The organism is Aminobacter sp. HY435, assembly GCF_027568395.1.
GTDB lineage: Bacteria > Pseudomonadota > Alphaproteobacteria > Rhizobiales > Rhizobiaceae > Aminobacter.
Genome location: NZ_JANKZL010000003.1, coordinates 93,097 through 108,365, shown reverse-complemented (window position 1 = coordinate 108,365; position 15,269 = coordinate 93,097). Strand labels below are relative to the sequence as shown.

Sequence of the window (15,269 nt, the reverse complement as noted above, 5' to 3'; positions counted from 1 at the left end):
CGGAGGGTCGGGTGAAGGGGCCGGGTCGAAACCCGGCCCCCCATGACCGTTCAGCCCTCAGTCGGCGTATTGGCCGGCTGCTTCGATGATCGGCTTCCAGCGGCCGATCTCGCTTTCCAGCTTGGCCTTCAGCGCAGCCGGCGTGGCGTCGGCTTCCGACGACGGGATGGTGCCGAGTTCGGCGAAGCGGGCAACGACGTTGGGGTCCTTGAGCGCGACCTGCAGGGACTTCGACAGGCGCTCGGTCACCTCGGCTGGCGTGCCCTTTGGTGCGTAGAGGCCGTGCCAGATGCCGACTTCCATGCCGTCGAGACCGCCTTCCTTGGTGGTCGGAACGTCAGGCAGGACGTCGAGGCGTGCGGGCGAGGTGACCGCATAGGCCTTGATGGTGCCGCCCTTGATCTGCTTGGTGGTGTTGGTGGTCTGGTCGCACATGATGTCGACCTGGCCGCCGAGCAGGTCGGTCATCGCCGGGCCGGTGCCCTTGTAGGGAACGGTGACCAGCGGGGTGCCGATGGCGCTCATGAACAGCATGCCGCACAGGTGCGATGCCGCGCCGATGCCGGCATTGGCGACGGTGACGGTGTCCTTGTTGGCCTTGGCGTATTCGACGAGGCCCTTGAGGTCGCTCGGCGCCAAGTCCTTCTTGGCGACGATGGTCATCGGCACTTCGGTGACCAGGCCGACATATTCGAAGGCGTTCAGCGTGTCATAGGCGAGCTTGCGGTACAGCGTGGCGCTGGTGGCCATGCCGATGTGATGCAGCAGCAGCGTGTAGCCATCCGGATCGGCAGCCGCGACGCGCCCGGCGCCCAGCGTGCCGCCGGCGCCGCCGACGTTTTCGACGATGACCTGCTGGCCGAGGTCCTTCGACATCGATTCGGCGACGAGACGGGTGACGGTATCAGTCGGGCCGCCTGCGGCGAACGGAACGACAACGGTGATGGTGCGCTCGGGAAAGGCCTGCGCATTGGCGGCGAGCGGGAACAGCGCAAGCGTTGCGGCAGCCGTCAGCGTGGCGAACAGTGTCTTCATGAATTCCTCCCAGGGTCTGTGACTTTGACCATTATCCGCGCCAGACCTGTTCAGGGCGGCGCGGATGATGATGCGGACAATAGGAGGCAGCCGATTGGGCGACCGCAACGCCGTTGCCGGCCCAACGAAGCGGCAATTCGCTTTGCTGCGCTGCAAAACGGGTGGAAATCGTAACATTGCGGTTGCTGCGTGTGTGTGTTTCCACACACGGCCCGCGCCGGTCAGCCCCCGGTGCCTTCGAGATCGCCAAGCCTGTGCTTGTCGAGGCCGTAGCGCTGCATCTTCTCGTAGAGCGTCTTGCGCGAGATTCCGAGCGTTTCGTAGACCGGTTTCAGGCTGCCGCCATGGGCCAGAAGCGCCGCCGAGATCGTCTTCCTCTCAAAGTCGGCGACGCGTTCGGCAAGCTTCTCGCCGGTGCCGTTTGCGGCCTCTTGTTCCGTGTCCAGTTGCAGGCCGATGCCGAGCACGAAGCGGTCGGCTGCGTTGCGCAATTCGCGCACGTTCCCCGGCCAGTCGCGGCGGGCAATGTCCGAGACGATCTGCGGCGGCACGGTGACGTCGTCGCGCCGGTAGCGGGCGGCGGCCTCGCGCACCAGCTGGAGGAACAGCAACGGCACATCCTCGCGCCGCGCGGCGAGCGAAGGCATGCGCAGCGTCACCACGTTGAGCCGGTAGAGCAGGTCGGCGCGGAATCGCCCCGAGGCGGCCTCGGCGTCGAGATCGACCTTGCTCGTCGCGATAAAGCGGATGTCGAGTTCGATTGCTTCATTGGAACCGAGCCGGGTAATCACCCGCTCCTGGATCACCCGCAGCAGCTTGGCCTGAAGGTCTGCCGGCATCGAGCCGATTTCATCGAGCAGGACCGTTCCGCCGCGCGCATGCTCGAACTTGCCGTAGCGGGCGCGCAGCGCGCCGGGAAAAGCGCCGGCCTCGTGGCCGAACAGCTCGCTTTCGATAAGCGTGCCGGGCAGGGCGGCGCAGTTGATCGCGACGAAGGGCTTCGAGCCGCGTCCGCTGATGTCGTGCAGCGCGCGCGACGCCACTTCCTTGCCGGTGCCGGTGTCGCCGATGACCAATACGTCGGCGTCGGTTGCTGCGACCGCCCGCAGCTTGTAGCGCAGGTCGACCATCGATTGGCTACGGCCGGGCAGGCGGGCCTCGATGTCGTCGCGCTTGCCGGCAACGGCACGCAGCTCGCGATTTTCCAGCACGAGCTTGCGGCGGTCGATGGCGCGCGCCGCCATTTCGGCAAGGTGCTGGCCGACGAACGGCTTTTCGACGAAGTCGTAGGCGCCTTCGCGCATCGCCCGCACCGCGAGCTGGACGTCGCCATGCCCGGTGACCAGGATGACCGGGATGTCGGAGTCGATGTCGCGGATACGGCCCATCAGCGTCATGCCGTCGATGCCGGGCATGCGGATGTCGGAGATGACGACGCCATTGAAGCCCTGAGTGATGAAGTCGAGCGCGCGTTCGCCCGAAGCGCAGGCTTCGACCTTGAAACCGGCCAGATCGAGCGACTGGGCGCTCGATCTGCGCAGCTCGTCATCGTCTTCGACAAGCAGCACGATCGGCGGCTTCATTCCGCCGCCTCGCGCACCGTCATGCGGGCCAAATCGAGTTCGATGGTGAACAAGGCGCCGCCTTCCGGATGATTCACTACCCCAAGACTCCCACCGAAGTCCTTGACGATGTTGTATGAAATGGACAGACCCAAGCCAAGCCCCTTGCCCACGCCCTTGGTCGAGAAGAACGGATCGAAGATGCGGTCGGCGACAGCCGCCGGTACGCCAGGGCCATGGTCCCGCACGGTGATCGAGACCTTGCCGCCGCTGCGGCGGGCGATGAGTTCAATGCGGCGGTCGGGCAGCGTTTCGACCGCGTCCGCGGCATTTGTGATGATGTTGACCAGCACCTGCTGCAGCCGCACGGAGCCGGCCTTGACCGCGAGTGGCGTCGGGCCGAGGTCGATGATCAGCATCGCATCCGCCGCCTTGAGCCGCCAGGCGACGATTTCCTCGGTATCGCGTACCACTTCGTCGAGCGCCACCGAGCCGAGCTTCTGGTTGGGCTTGCGGGCGAAATTCCTGAGATGGCGGCTGATCGCGGCCATCCGGTCGGCCAGGCTTGAAATGCGGCTGACATTGTCGCGCGCCTCCTCGATGCGGTTCCGCTCGATCAGCAGGGCGGCATTGTCGGCGTAGGTCTTCACGGCGGCCAGCGGCTGATTGAACTCGTGCGAAAGGGCGGCCGACATCTGGCCCAGCGCCGCCAGCTTGCCCGCCTGGATCAGGTCGGCCTGGGTCTGGCGCAATTGCTGCTCGGCCGTGCGCCGTTCGATGACCTCGGTTTCGAGCCTGGTGTTGACCAGGGCAAGGTCCGCCGTGCGTTCCTCGACGCGCCGCTCGAGTTCCTGTTGGGCCGTACGCTGCATCAGCAGGCGCTCGGCAAGGCGCCCGCGCCGCTGCAGCACGATCGCGCCGCCAAGTGCAGCCAGTCCAAGCGCCAGAAGAGCGGAAACGACCGCCGTCAGCGCCTGCGCATGGGCCGACGCGGTGTCGGCCAGAACGCGCACCGTCCAACCCTCCGCGGGCATGGCCTCGGCGAGTTCGATGAACTCGCGCGAGTTGCCCTGGTCGGCAATGCGCATCAGCACGCGACCGTCTTCGCTGGTCCTTGTGGCCGACAAGGTGTGCAGCAGCGCGTTGGCGTAGCGGCGTGACGCTTCGGTCTTGTCGATGTTGGCATCGGTCAGCGGCCGAAGGCTGGCATACAGCCATTCCGGGCGTCCGCTCATGAAGATGATGCCTTCCGGGTCGGTGACGATGATTTCGTCCTCGCCGCCCTTCCAAGACGCCTCGATCGCGTCGATGTCGACCTTGAACACGACGACGCCACGGATCTCCATGCCGATGCGGATGGGGGAAGAGAAATAGTAGCCGCGCTTGAGCGAGGTCGTGCCCAGCGCAAAGAAACGTCCGAGGTCACCCCGGATCGCGTTCTGGTAGTAGGGCCGGTAGGCAAAGTTCTCGCCCACGAAGCTGATCGGCAGGTCATGGTTGGAGGCGGCGATGGTGTCGCCCCCCGGGATCATCACGTAGATGTCCGAAGACTTCAGCAGTGCGTTGATTTCCTTGAGGTAATCGTTGGCGCGGGCGCGCAGGGCAGGGTTGTCCGGGTCACTGACCAGGTCCTTGATGTCGTCGTGATCGGCGACCAGCTGCGGCAAGGGCTCGAAGCGGCTCATGTGTCCCGACAGCGCCGCGACCGCAAGGCGCAACGTCGTCTGGCCTCGCGCCGCCGCCTCGTCGAGATAGATGCGCGAAGCCAGCCGTCCGCCGAACACGGCGATCGCCAGCGCCAATGCCGCCAGGACAAGGCCCGGCAGCATCCAGCGGCGACCTCTGAGAAACTTCGACATCGATGTGGACCGGCCTCGAATTGCATGACGAGTATAGCGCTCGGACAAACTCAAACAACCAAGGCGCTGTTTTCCGGCGCGGCTTTCGCTAAAGTCGGGCAAACCACACAGGAATCTGAGAATGCCCGCCAAGTCCGTCTTCGCCAAACCCCGTCCCTGGACCGAAACCGCGCCGCAGCTGGTCGACGTCGCCATGGGCCGTCGTCCGGCCGATCTCGTCATCCGCAACGGCCGCTGGGTGAATGTGCATTCGGGCGAGATCATTCCGGGCACCGACGTCGCTGTCGTCGCCGGCCGCTTCGCCTTTTGCGGCCCGAACGCCAGTCACGCCATCGGCGAGGGCACCAAGGTTGTCGACGCCGGCGGCCGCTATCTCGTGCCCGGCCTGTGCGACGCGCACATGCATGTCGAAAGCGGCATGGTCACCGTCACCGAGTTCTCGCGCGCCGTCATTCCGCACGGCACCACCTCGATGTTCATCGATCCACACGAGATCGCCAACGTTCTGGGCTTGCCGGGCGTGCGACTGATGCACGACGAGGCCCTGGCCATGCCGATCAACGTTCATGTCCAGATGCCGTCCTGCGTGCCCTCGGCGCCAGGGCTGGAGAATGCGGGTGCTGTGCTGACCGTCGAGGATGTTGCCGAGGCAATGACCTGGGAGAACATCATCGGCCTGGGCGAGGTGATGAATTTTCCCGGCGTCGCGGCCAACAACCCCGTCATGTCGGGCGAGATCGCCGAGACGGTGAAGGCCGGAAAGACCGTCGGCGGCCACTACGCCTCACCCGACCTCGGACTGCCGTTCCACGGCTATGTCGCCGGCGGACCGGAGGACGACCATGAGGGTACCCGCGCCGAAGACGCCATTGCGCGCGTCCGCCAGGGGATGAAGGCGATGCTGCGGCTGGGCTCGGCCTGGTACGATGTCGCCAGCCAGATCAAGGCGGTGACCGAAATGGGCATCGACCCGCGCAACTTCATTCTGTGCACCGACGACAGCCACTCCGGCACGCTTGTCCATGACGGCCACATGGACCGCGTCGTCCGCCACGCAATCCAGCAGGGCCTGAAGCCGGTGACGGCGATCCAGATGGCGACGATCAACACCGCCCAGCATTTCCGTCTCGAGCGCGAGATCGGCTCGATCGCGCCCGGCAGGCTGGCCGACGTGCTGATCGTCTCGGATCTTGCCGGGATGAAGATCGACGAGGTCTATGCCCGCGGCGTGCGCGTCGCCAAGGCCGGCAAGCTCGACATCGACATTCCTGCCTATGCCTACCCCGCAGAGGCGAAAAGCACCGTCAAGCTCGGCAAGCAACTGGCCTCCGCCGACTTCGACATCAAGGCGCCGGAAGGCGCAAACGAGGTCCGGGTTCGCGTCATCGGCGTAATCGAGAACCAGGCGCCGACACGCGCTCTGGAAGCCGATCTCGGCGTGGAGGACGGGCTCGTCGCCATGGATCGCCGCAACGATGTCTGCCAGATCGCGCTTGTCGAGCGGCATCGCGCGACCGGGCAAGTGACCAATGCCTTCGTTTCCGGCTTTGGCTACATGAAGGACTGCGCGCTCGCCTCGACGGTGGCGCACGACAGCCACCACATGATCGTCGTAGGCACCAACAAGACCGACATGGCGCTGGCCGCGAACCGGCTGGGCGAGGTCGGCGGCGGTGTCGTGCTGTTTTCCGGAGGCAAGGAACTGGCGCTGGTCGAGATGCCGATCGCCGGCCTGATGTCGGATGAGCGCGCCGAGATCGTCGCCGCAAAGGCCGACAAGCTCGTCCAGGCAATGCGCGACATGGGCTGCAGCCTCAACAACGCCTACATGCAGCACTCGCTGCTGGCGCTGGTGGTGATTCCCGAACTGCGTATCTCGGATGTCGGGCTGGTCGACGTCAGGACCTTCGAGAAGGTCGACCTGTTCATCTGAGCGGCATTGCCGCCGAAAATGAAAGGGGCGCCGCGGGCGCCCCTTTCTTGTCCGATTGCCGGCTGGCTTACATAAGTCCGCCGCCGAGCATCTTGATGCGGTCGGTGACGTCGCGGTCGCTGGCGAAGCCGTCGTCGGCGCGCAGGCGCTGGCCCAGCAGCTTCACCATCTCCGGGTTGTCGGCGAACTTGGTGTGGTTGAAGGCGTCGCCGCTCTTGGCGTTCGACAGGTCGACGACGATGACGCCATATTCGGCGAGATCGGCGGCGTTCTTGTAGTCGCCGAGGCGCGGCTTCGAGCCCGCGATGATGCCCGAAAGCTTCAGCGCGCGGTCGTCGCCCGACATCATCAGGAAGAACGGCTTGGTCGGCTTGCCGTAGCGGCGCATCTGCGCCTTGAACACGTCGACGTCGATATCCGGCGAGGCGAGCACGACGTCGCCGAGCTTGCCGCCGAGGTCGCGGTCGCCGGTCAGCGCCAGCTGCCGCAGCGCCTCCATGGTCACCCAGGTGCCCATCGAATGGGCGACGATGTCGATGCGGCGCGCACCCGACTGGGCGAGCATGCGCAGCGTCACTTCGAGCTGGTCGCGGGCGGCAGCCGCACTTTCCTTGTCGTAGACATAGTCTGTGGTGCTGCCGCCGGAGGCCCAGGAAAACAGCACCGGCGTGCCGGTGTAGCCGCTGTCATGGGCGATCTGGGTGGCGCGGTACACTCCTGCGTCGAACGACGTGTTGTAGCCGTGCACGAACAGCATGGCGCGGCCACCGCGCGCCGCGATGTCGGCGCTCAGCGCCTTTGAGAACTCAGGCTGCGTCTGGTACCCGACAGCGTCGGTGGCGGTGAAATACTTGGTCGGGTCGGCATCCTTGCGGCTCTTGCGCAGTTCGATCTGGCCGGTCTGGTGGACCTTCGGCACCGTCACGTTGACGCGCGCAAAGTTGAGCGTGGCCGAGCGGCCGCGATCGAAGACCTGCTTTTCATCGGAGGCGTGTTCGCGTGTCGAGGCGATGAAGATGGCGTGGTTGCCCGCGATCTCCGACACCGGAACGTTCACGACCGCGCCGGTCAGCAACTCGCCGGAAGGCTGGTTGATGCAACCGGAAAGCAGGAGGGCGGCAATGGCTATGCAGTATTTCGACGGGGACACTTTGATATCTTCCTGACGGTCTAGGCGTGCAGCGTGCCTATCTCGGGACCGTCTGATAGTGGCGGAAGTAAGTCGGGTCCAGCCGAAAAGGCGATCTCCCTGGTCAGTCCACGTCCGACTGTTGCCCGAATACCAAAATCGTGGCGGAAACAGGCACTTCGCCATTCCTGTTCACGAAGTTAGCGACCCCAGAAAGTTGGCGTGAAGATCACCAGCACGGCGAGGATTTCCAGACGCCCCAGAAGCATCGCAGCCGAGCAAATCCACTTCGCGGTGTCGGGCAGCGAGGAGAAGTTGCCGACAGGCCCGATCACCGGGCCTAATCCGGGGCCGACATTGGTCAGCGAGGTCAAGGATCCGGTGACGGCGGTGATGAAGTCGAGCCCGGTGGCGCTGAGCAGCACGATGGTGATGGCCCAGAGCACCAGGAAGGAGGCGATGAACAACACCACAGCGCTTTGCATTTCCAGGCCGACGGTGCGGTCGCCGTAGCGGACCGGCGCCACGGTGTTGGGATAGATCAGGCGGCGCAGGCCGTTCGATAGCAGCTCGAACAGGATCAGGAAGCGATAAGCCTTGATGCCGCCGGTCGTCGAGCCCGAACAGCCGCCCAGGAAGGTGGCGACGAAGACGCAGCCGACGGCGAACGGCCCCCACAGGCTGTAGTCGTCGCTGGCAAAGCCGGCAGTGGTGATGATCGACAGCAGGTTGAATGTCGAATGCGTCAGCGCCTTGAAGAACGGCATGTCGAGGTGGACGCGGAGGTAGATGGCAACGGCGATCGAAAAGACGATGCAGTAGCCGGCATAGACCCGGATCTGCGGATCGCGCAGGGCATCGAGCCTGCCGCGTACGGCAAACAGGATCATGATCGAGAACGGCAATCCGCCGATGAACATGAAGATGATGCCGGTCCACAGGATGGCGGGATTGTCGGCGTAGCGCAGGAACGACGTATCGTGTGTCGAGAAGCCGCCGGTCGCAACCGTCGACATGGCATGGTTGATGGCGTGAAAGCCTTCCATGCCGGACGCCGTGTAGGCGATGGCGCAGGCCACGACCAGGATGCTGTAGATGCCGATCAGGCTCATTGTGAAGGTCTGGAAGCGCTCGAACGGGCGGTCTTCGATGTCGGACGATTCGATCTTGAAGTAGGTCACGCCGCCGATATTGAGGAAGGGCAGCAAGAACAGGCCGAGCGCGATGACGCCCAGGCCGCCCATGAAGCTCAGCAGCGAGCGCCACAGGATGATGCCGGGCGGCGCCGCGTCGAGGCCATTGATGACGGTGGAGCCCGTGGTCGTGACGCCCGACATCGATTCGAAAAAGGCGTCCGTCACGCTGAGATGCAGCGATGAAGTCATGAATGGCACAGCGCCCGCGATCGCCAGCGTGATCCAGAGGAAGTTGACCAGAAGGAAGGCAAATCGCGTGTTCGCTGGTGGCGTCCGCCCTTGGGTGGCGAGGGCGATGGCAAGAGCCAGCCCGCCCATGAACAGCGCAGTGAACGCGAACGAACGCCAGTCGTCGTTGCCGTAATACAGGTCGACGGCTGCCGGAATGAGCATTGCTACAGACAGGTAGATGGCAAAAACCGCGGCGACATGGATCGCTGCGCGGACGGCAATTCTGTTCACCGTGACGTATCCCCAAATGTATCGCGGCGAGCTGGCGCGGAAAGCCAGACAGTGGCTTCCCGGCACTGAATATGCAATAGCGGCCAGAAGCGGCAAGCAGCGGCGCCAGCCGCGCTGCGCAGAGCCGACGCGCGCCAACACACTGATTCCTGACACATCCTTGCGCCGGCATCGTTTAACATTGGCTGACTTGCACCAGTTTGGCATGAGCAGACCCAGGAGTAGCATCGCCATGACAGGTTTTGCCGAAAAGGTTGCGCGGGCGGCCGAAGCAGTGCGGCAGCTGTTTCCCGAAACGCCGCTGCAGGAGAACGACTACCTGTCGCGCAAGACGGGTGCCCGGGTTTTCCTCAAGCGCGAGGACCTGACGCCGGTTCGCTCCTACAAGATCCGCGGCGCCTTCAATTTCTTCCGCAAGGCGCTTTCCGCCGGCAACCAGGCCGAGCTGTTCGTTTGTGCTTCCGCCGGCAACCATGCCCAGGGTTTCGCCTTCGTCTGCCGTCATTTCGGGAAGAAGGGCGTCATTTTCATGCCGGTGACGACCCCGCAGCAGAAGATCGACAAGACCAGGCTGTTCGGCGGCGAGTTTGTCGAGGTGAAACTTGTCGGCGACTTCTTCGACGAGTGCTATCGCGCCGCGATCGAGTTTTGCGAAAGCTCGGGTGGCCACATGGTGCCGCCCTTCGACCACAAGGACATCATCGAGGGCCAGGCGACGGTCGCCCTGGAGATTGCCGCGCAGCTTCCGGCGGGGCGCGCGCCTGACATGGTGCTGCTGCCGGTCGGTGGCGGCGGCCTGGCGGCGGGGGTGACGCGCTACTTCGCCGAAACCGGCATGACATCGCGCTTCGTCTTCTGCGAGCCGGCCGGCGCGCCCAGCCTGCGCGACAGCCTGGCATCGGGCAAGTGGGTGAAACTGGCCAAGGTCGACAATTTCGTCGACGGCGCCGCCGTCGCCGAGATCGGCCGCGAGCCGTTGCGGCTGCTCAAGGAATTTCCCGCCGATGCCGTGCGGCTCGTGCCCGAAAACCGGCTCTGCGCGACGATGATCGAAATGCTCAATGTCGAGGGCGTGGTGCTGGAGCCCGCCGGCGCGCTGGCCATCGACGCGCTCAAGGATTTCTCCAGGAAGGAGCTCAAGGGCAAGACCGTCATCGCGGTGGTTTCCGGCGGCAATTTCGACTTCGAGCGCCTGCCTGATGTCAAGGAGCGCGCACTGCGCTTCGAGGGGCTGAAGAAATACTTCGTCATTCGCTTCCCGCAGCGCCCTGGCGCGCTGCGCGATTTCCTCGAGCTGCTCGGCCCCGACGACGACATCAGCCGTTTCGAATATCTCAAGAAGTCGGCGCGCAATTTCGGGTCTGTGCTGCTCGGCATCGAGTCCAAGGACAAGCGCAACTTCGATCTGCTCAAGGCGCGTTTCGATATCGAGGGCGTGCAGTACCACGATATCACCGACAACGAGACGCTCGGCGGCTTCATCATATGACGGTCTTCGTCGCGCTGTTTTCGGGCATCAATGTCGGCGGTAACCGCATCGTGAAGATGGCCGAGCTGAAGACCTTCTTCGAAAAGCTCGGCTTCACCGATGTCGCCACCTACATCCAGAGCGGCAATGTCGTGTTCAGGGGTGAAGGCGATGCGGCAGGGGTGACGGCGAGGCTGGAGCAGGCCTTCGAGCAGCACTGGGGATTTCGTTCGCGCATCATGGTGCGTGATGCCGAATGGTTCGAACGGCTGGTGGCGGAAAACCCGTACCCCGAGGTCGCAGGCGACCACACCAAGCTGCACGCCTATGCGCTGGAGCGTGTGCCGACGGCCGAAGAAGTGGCGCCGCTGACTGCGCGCGGCACCGGACCGGAGCGCTTCACGGTCAGGGGCGACGTGCTCTATCTGCACGCGCCCGACGGTCTCGGGAAGTCGAAACTAGCGGAAGTGCTGCCGCGAGTGCTCAAGGTCCCCGGCACGGCGCGCAACTGGCGCACCGTGCTGACCTTGCTTGAGATGGCCGCGAAGCTCTGAAGCCTTTCAGCGGCGCACCCTCCATTCCGCGACCGTCCGGTCGCGGACACTGGCTTACCAGCTGCCGGTGTTGGGCATCGACAGCCAGGGCTCGGCAGGGGCCTTGCGCTCGCCCTTCTGCAGAAGCTCGATCGAGATGCCGTCCGGCGACTTGATGAACGCCATGTTGCCGTCGCGCGGCGGACGGTTGATGGTGACGCCCTTGTTCATCAGGTCCTGGCACGCCGCATAGATGTCGTCGACCTCGTAGGCGAGGTGGCCGAAATTGCGCCCGCCCTTGTAGTCTTCCGGATCCCAGTTGTAGGTCAGCTCCAGCAGCGGTGCCTGCGCGGCGGTGCCGCTGGCGACATCTTCGGAGGCGGCGAGGAAGATCAGCGTGTAGCGACCCTTCTCGTTGGTGCTGCGACGAACTTCCTTCATGCCGAACTTGTTGCAGTAGAAGTCCAGCGATGCGTCGACGTCGGCGACGCGGACCATTGTGTGCAGATAGCGCATCTCGGTTCCTCGAAACGGTTTTGGGGTTCGCGCCGATACATAGGGCGTGCGGTACGGGCTCGGCAACCACCCCGGCCGCTTTTGGCCGTAACTGGTGCGAAGCTTGTGCCTATCTCCGGGCGAAGTTGAAAAATGGCCGGGCGGCCCTTGCGCAAGTCCAAAGTCGAAGTGTTAATCTTACGTCAAGAATCAGTAATGGCGTTTGCAAGGAAAGGGGGCGTTCCATGGGAGAAAAAGCCTCTCTCTTGGTGCAGGACAGCACCGGGCACGAAGCCTTCGAACAGGATGACGGCGTTGGCCTGGTCGAACTTGCCGGTGCCATCAAATGGTTCGATGTAGCCAAGGGCTACGGTTTCATTCTTCCCGATGGCGGCAAGACCAGCGACGTGCTTCTGCATGTCACCTGCCTGCGCCGCGACGGTTTCCAGACAGCACTCGAAGGCGCCCGCATCGTGTGCCTGGTCAAGCAGGGCGAGCGCGGCCTGCAGGCGTTCCGTGTGCTTTCCATCGACAATTCGACCGCAGTGCATCCCGCTGAAATGCAGGAGCAGCGCACCCATGTCGCCGTGACCGCCGAAAGCGGGCTCGAGCGCGCATTGGTCAAGTGGTTCAACCGAACCAAGGGCTTCGGCTTCCTGACGCGCGGCGACGGCACCGAAGACATTTTCGTGCATATGGAAACCCTGCGCCGCTACGGCGTCACCGAGCTGCGGCCCGGGCAGGTTGTCCTCGTGCGTTTCGGCAAGGGCGACAAAGGCCTTATGGCTGCCGAAATTCACCCCGATCTAGGAACCTTGCCGGTCTCGCACTAGGTCGAGGCCCAAGCAGGGGAATTCATGACCAGATATCGATCATTGTTGGCCGGGCTGACCGGCGTCGCGTTGCTTGCGGCGGCGGCGTTTGCCTTTGCACCGTCAGGCATCGCACCTGCCGCCGCGCAGGAAAAGGCGATGATGCTGCCGGCCGATCCCGAGCCGCTGATTGCGGTCACGGCGAAAGGCGAGGTGCCGTTTCGCATCGAGATAGCCGACGATCCCGGCGAACGCGCCATGGGGCTGATGTTCCGCAAGGACCTCGCGGCCGACCACGGCATGCTGTTCGTCTTCGAGGAAACCCGGCCGCTCGGCTTCTGGATGAAGAATACGCCCTTGCCGCTGGACCTCGTCTTTGTCGGCCGTGACGGCAGGGTGCTCGACGTCCAGCCCGGCACGCCGTTTTCGGAGGCGGTGATCGCCGCCGACGAACCGGCGCGCTTCGTGCTAGAACTCAACGCCGGCACCGCAGCAAGGTCGGGCATCGTCGACGGCGTCGTGCTCAAGCACCGCGCGATCGCAGCCGTTGCCGGCGAACCGGGCTAAGACGCGCCGCTGGCCTCAGACACATTCGGAGCGACGATGGCTATCGACCATTTCACCCATGACGGTTTCGATTTCGCTTTCCTCGACCAGCCGCCTGCCGCCGCCGGTTCCGGCGACCCGGTGCTGATGATCCACGGCTTCGCCTCCAGCCATTTCGTCAACTGGGTGTCGCCGGGCTGGTTCAAGACGCTGACCGAGGCCGGCTATCGCGCAATCGCGTTCGACAACCGCGGCCATGGCGGTACCTCCAAGAGCTATGAAGAAGCGGACTACACGCCATCCAAGATGGCCGGCGACGCGATCGCGTTGCTCGACCATCTCGGCATCGAGCGCGCCCATGTCATGGGCTACTCGATGGGCGCCCGGGTGTCGGCCTTTCTGGCGCTCGAAGCACCCCAACGTGTGGCGACCCTGGTTTTTGGCGGATTGGGCATCGGCATGGTCGATGGCGTCGGTGACTGGGATCCGATCGCCGATGCGCTCCTGGCCGAAGACCCCGAAACCATCACGCATCGCCGCGGCAAGTCGTTCCGCGCCTTTGCCGACCAGACGCGCAGCGACAAGAAGGCGCTCGCCGCCTGCATCGCCACCTCGCGCGAACTGCTGACCGAAGCCGACATGTCCCGCATCACCCAGCCAACTCTGGTGGCGGTGGGCACGACCGACGATATCGGCGGCTCGGCTTCGGAACTTGCCGCGCTTATGCCCAAGGCGGTGAGCTTCGACATCGAGAAGCGCGATCACATGCTCGCAGTCGGCGACCGCACCTTCAAGAAGCGCGTCCTGGAGTTTTATGCCGAGCATCCGCTCTGAGCATCAGCTTCCCAGCGTTTGCAGCGACCGCTCCATGTTCGCCCGCGCCTGTGCCTCGAAAAGTGCGGCGAAGGTATCGCTGAAATAGATGCGTGGCCGCGCCAGGAAGGTTTTCAGGACGGCAGTGCGGCCGGCGCGCCAGTCGGCTTCGCTGACCCAGCCATATTCGCGCCTGACAGCCGCCTCGTAGGCCTCGAAAGCGCCGGCTGGTGCGCCGAGGATGGAAAGGTCCATATCGAGGAACAGCGCCGCATCCTGCTCTGCCGCCCCGTCCGGCAGGCCGGGCAGATGGTGCGTGGCCGTCGCCTCGATCATCGCCGTGATGCGGGCGAGGCGAGTGGGATCGACCTTGCCGCCTAGCCTGTCGGCGGCGAGCGCGGCACTTTGCGCCTCGTTGTCCTTGGCGCGACTGTCGTAGATCGCGTCATGGAACCAGATGGCGGCCTCGACCGCCTCGGGATCGGCGAATTGGGCGCGGTATTCCGCAAGCAGGCTCAACGACGCCTCGATGTGACGGATGCCATGGTAATGACGGTCGCCGGCCCGGTAGAGGCCGCTCAGCTCCGCTTTCATTGCTGCATCAAGGAGAGACATCGCTACCGTCCCTTGAACACGGGCGTACGCCTGTTGGAAAAGGCCGCGCGGCCCTCCGCGTAGTCTTCGCTCAGGAATGTGGCGTCGCCGAATTGCTGCGCAAGCGCGACTTCGCCGGCTTCGTGGCTCAAGGCGGAGCGGATCGCAGCCTTGGACGCCCGCACCGACAGCGGCGCGTTGCGGGCGATGGTGCCGGCGATGTCGGCGATCCGGGCATCAAAACGCTCGGCCTCGACGATTTCGAGCAGGAAGCCGGCCGACAGGGCTGCCTGCGCGTCGATCCGGCCGGCCGTGTAGGCGAGATAACGCGCCGTCTGTTCGCCTGCCGCCCAGACGATGTCGGCCATGGCATCTTGCGGATAGGCCAGGCCCAGCCGGGCGACGGGCACGGCAAACTGCGCGTCGTCGGTGGCGATCCTGAGGTCGCAGGCGGCGGCAATTCCGAAGCCGCCGCCGAAGCAGATACCGCGGATCGCGGCGACGACAGGGACGAGGCAGTTGCGCAGGGCGGCGAAGGCAGCCGAATTGGTGGCTTCGTAGGCGCGGGCGCTTTCGGCCGTGCCGCGCAGGCTGTCGAATTCGGAAATGTCGGCGCCGGCGGAAAAATCCGCACCCGCGCCACGCAATACGATGACGCGCGTGCCATCGTCAGCGCCGAGTTCGTTCACGCGCTGGGCCAGGTCGACCCACATTGCCTGGGTGATGGCGTTTTTTCGTGCCGGGCGGCTGATGACGATTGTCGCGACGCCATCGGCCGTTGAGACCAGCAAGGGTTCAGTTTCCATGGCGCCTTGAATATCCGCGAACCAAA

General features: G+C 64.5%; 14 protein-coding genes. 6 read left to right on the top strand and 8 right to left on the bottom strand.

What is annotated here, in order from left to right; all coding sequences use genetic code 11:
* Positions 1-57: 57 nt before the first annotated feature.
* The 3 genes from PCJ21_RS03945 to PCJ21_RS03935 all read right to left on the bottom strand — a co-directional run bounded on the left by PCJ21_RS03945 (position 58) and on the right by PCJ21_RS03935 (position 4,456).
* Positions 58-1,035: a tripartite tricarboxylate transporter substrate-binding protein gene (locus tag PCJ21_RS03945; protein WP_269930081.1), complete on the bottom strand. Its 978-nt coding sequence runs from the start codon at positions 1,033-1,035 to the stop codon at positions 58-60.
* A gap of 221 nt (positions 1,036-1,256) precedes the next feature.
* The gene (locus PCJ21_RS03940; RefSeq protein ID WP_269930080.1) at positions 1,257-2,618 is read right to left on the bottom strand and encodes a sigma-54-dependent transcriptional regulator; all 1,362 of its coding nucleotides are present in this window, start codon (positions 2,616-2,618) and stop codon (positions 1,257-1,259) included.
* A complete protein-coding gene (locus PCJ21_RS03935; RefSeq protein WP_442865954.1) occupies positions 2,615-4,456 on the bottom strand; it encodes a sensor histidine kinase in 1,842 nt (613 codons plus the stop codon). Before PCJ21_RS03935 ends, PCJ21_RS03940 begins: the two co-directional genes overlap by 4 nt.
* A 121-nt stretch (positions 4,457-4,577) precedes the next feature.
* Between PCJ21_RS03935 and ade the strand changes: the two genes are divergently transcribed.
* The gene (ade, locus tag PCJ21_RS03930; protein WP_269930079.1) at positions 4,578-6,389 is read left to right on the top strand and encodes an adenine deaminase; all 1,812 of its coding nucleotides are present in this window, start codon (positions 4,578-4,580) and stop codon (positions 6,387-6,389) included.
* Positions 6,390-6,456: 67 nt separating this feature from the next.
* Here the strand turns inward: ade and PCJ21_RS03925 are convergent, their stop codons facing one another.
* Together PCJ21_RS03925 and PCJ21_RS03920 are read right to left on the bottom strand one after the other, a co-directional pair.
* Positions 6,457-7,518: an alpha/beta hydrolase gene (locus PCJ21_RS03925; protein WP_442865963.1), complete on the bottom strand. Its 1,062-nt coding sequence runs from the start codon at positions 7,516-7,518 to the stop codon at positions 6,457-6,459.
* A 200-nt stretch (positions 7,519-7,718) separates the two neighbouring features.
* Positions 7,719-9,176 (bottom strand): TrkH family potassium uptake protein, encoded by a 1,458-nt coding sequence (locus PCJ21_RS03920; protein ID WP_269930077.1) that lies wholly within the window; start codon positions 9,174-9,176, stop codon positions 7,719-7,721.
* A gap of 232 nt (positions 9,177-9,408) precedes the next feature.
* Between PCJ21_RS03920 and ilvA the strand changes: the two genes are divergently transcribed.
* Both ilvA and PCJ21_RS03910 read left to right on the top strand, forming a co-directional pair.
* Positions 9,409-10,665 carry a threonine ammonia-lyase IlvA gene (gene ilvA / locus PCJ21_RS03915; RefSeq protein WP_269930076.1) on the top strand — a complete coding sequence of 419 codons (1,257 nt, stop codon included), beginning with the start codon at positions 9,409-9,411 and terminating at the stop codon, positions 10,663-10,665.
* Complete coding sequence (locus PCJ21_RS03910; RefSeq protein WP_269930075.1) at positions 10,662-11,198, top strand: DUF1697 domain-containing protein; 537 nt, start codon at positions 10,662-10,664, stop codon at positions 11,196-11,198. The genes ilvA and PCJ21_RS03910 overlap by 4 nt, the downstream gene beginning before the upstream one ends.
* 54 nt (positions 11,199-11,252) lie before the next feature.
* On the opposite strand, the gene gloA is transcribed toward PCJ21_RS03910, so the two are convergent.
* Positions 11,253-11,693, bottom strand: a complete 441-nt coding sequence (gene gloA, locus PCJ21_RS03905; protein WP_269930074.1) for a lactoylglutathione lyase — start codon at positions 11,691-11,693, stop codon at positions 11,253-11,255.
* A gap of 224 nt (positions 11,694-11,917) precedes the next feature.
* Between gloA and PCJ21_RS03900 the strand changes: the two genes are divergently transcribed.
* Genes PCJ21_RS03900 through PCJ21_RS03890 form a run of 3 tightly spaced genes read left to right on the top strand, consistent with a single transcriptional unit; the run spans position 11,918 to position 13,864 of the window.
* Positions 11,918-12,505 (top strand): cold-shock protein, encoded by a 588-nt coding sequence (locus PCJ21_RS03900; protein WP_269930073.1) that lies wholly within the window; start codon positions 11,918-11,920, stop codon positions 12,503-12,505.
* Between the two features lie 24 nt (positions 12,506-12,529).
* Positions 12,530-13,051, top strand: coding sequence for a DUF192 domain-containing protein (locus tag PCJ21_RS03895; RefSeq protein WP_269930072.1), 522 nt, complete (start codon positions 12,530-12,532; stop codon positions 13,049-13,051).
* Between the two features lie 42 nt (positions 13,052-13,093).
* Positions 13,094-13,864, top strand: coding sequence for an alpha/beta fold hydrolase (locus PCJ21_RS03890; RefSeq protein WP_269930273.1), 771 nt, complete (start codon positions 13,094-13,096; stop codon positions 13,862-13,864).
* 3 nt (positions 13,865-13,867) lie between these two features.
* On the opposite strand, the gene PCJ21_RS03885 is transcribed toward PCJ21_RS03890, so the two are convergent.
* Both PCJ21_RS03885 and PCJ21_RS03880 read right to left on the bottom strand, forming a co-directional pair.
* Entirely contained in the window at positions 13,868-14,458 is a 591-nt protein-coding gene (locus PCJ21_RS03885; RefSeq protein WP_269930071.1) for an HD domain-containing protein, read from the bottom strand.
* 2 nt (positions 14,459-14,460) lie between these two features.
* On the bottom strand, positions 14,461-15,243 hold the full coding sequence (locus PCJ21_RS03880) for an enoyl-CoA hydratase-related protein (RefSeq protein WP_269930070.1): 783 nt from the start codon (positions 15,241-15,243) through the stop codon (positions 14,461-14,463).
* Positions 15,244-15,269: the final 26 nt, after the last annotated feature.

What these genes read in the sequence shown, in the direction of transcription:
- PCJ21_RS03945 (WP_269930081.1), bottom strand. Translation starts at nt 1,035, where the DNA reads ATGAAGACACTGTTCGCCACGCTGACGGCTGCCGCAACGCTTGCGCTG.
- PCJ21_RS03940 (WP_269930080.1), bottom strand. Translation starts at nt 2,618, where the DNA reads ATGAAGCCGCCGATCGTGCTGCTTGTCGAAGACGATGACGAGCTGCGC.
- PCJ21_RS03935 (WP_442865954.1), bottom strand. Translation starts at nt 4,456, where the DNA reads ATGTCGAAGTTTCTCAGAGGTCGCCGCTGGATGCTGCCGGGCCTTGTC.
- ade (WP_269930079.1), top strand. Translation starts at nt 4,578, where the DNA reads ATGCCCGCCAAGTCCGTCTTCGCCAAACCCCGTCCCTGGACCGAAACC.
- ilvA (WP_269930076.1), top strand. Translation starts at nt 9,409, where the DNA reads ATGACAGGTTTTGCCGAAAAGGTTGCGCGGGCGGCCGAAGCAGTGCGG.
- PCJ21_RS03910 (WP_269930075.1), top strand. Translation starts at nt 10,662, where the DNA reads ATGACGGTCTTCGTCGCGCTGTTTTCGGGCATCAATGTCGGCGGTAAC.
- gloA (WP_269930074.1), bottom strand. Translation starts at nt 11,693, where the DNA reads ATGCGCTATCTGCACACAATGGTCCGCGTCGCCGACGTCGACGCATCG.
- PCJ21_RS03900 (WP_269930073.1), top strand. Translation starts at nt 11,918, where the DNA reads ATGGGAGAAAAAGCCTCTCTCTTGGTGCAGGACAGCACCGGGCACGAA.
- PCJ21_RS03895 (WP_269930072.1), top strand. Translation starts at nt 12,530, where the DNA reads ATGACCAGATATCGATCATTGTTGGCCGGGCTGACCGGCGTCGCGTTG.
- PCJ21_RS03885 (WP_269930071.1), bottom strand. Translation starts at nt 14,458, where the DNA reads ATGTCTCTCCTTGATGCAGCAATGAAAGCGGAGCTGAGCGGCCTCTAC.
- PCJ21_RS03880 (WP_269930070.1), bottom strand. Translation starts at nt 15,243, where the DNA reads ATGGAAACTGAACCCTTGCTGGTCTCAACGGCCGATGGCGTCGCGACA.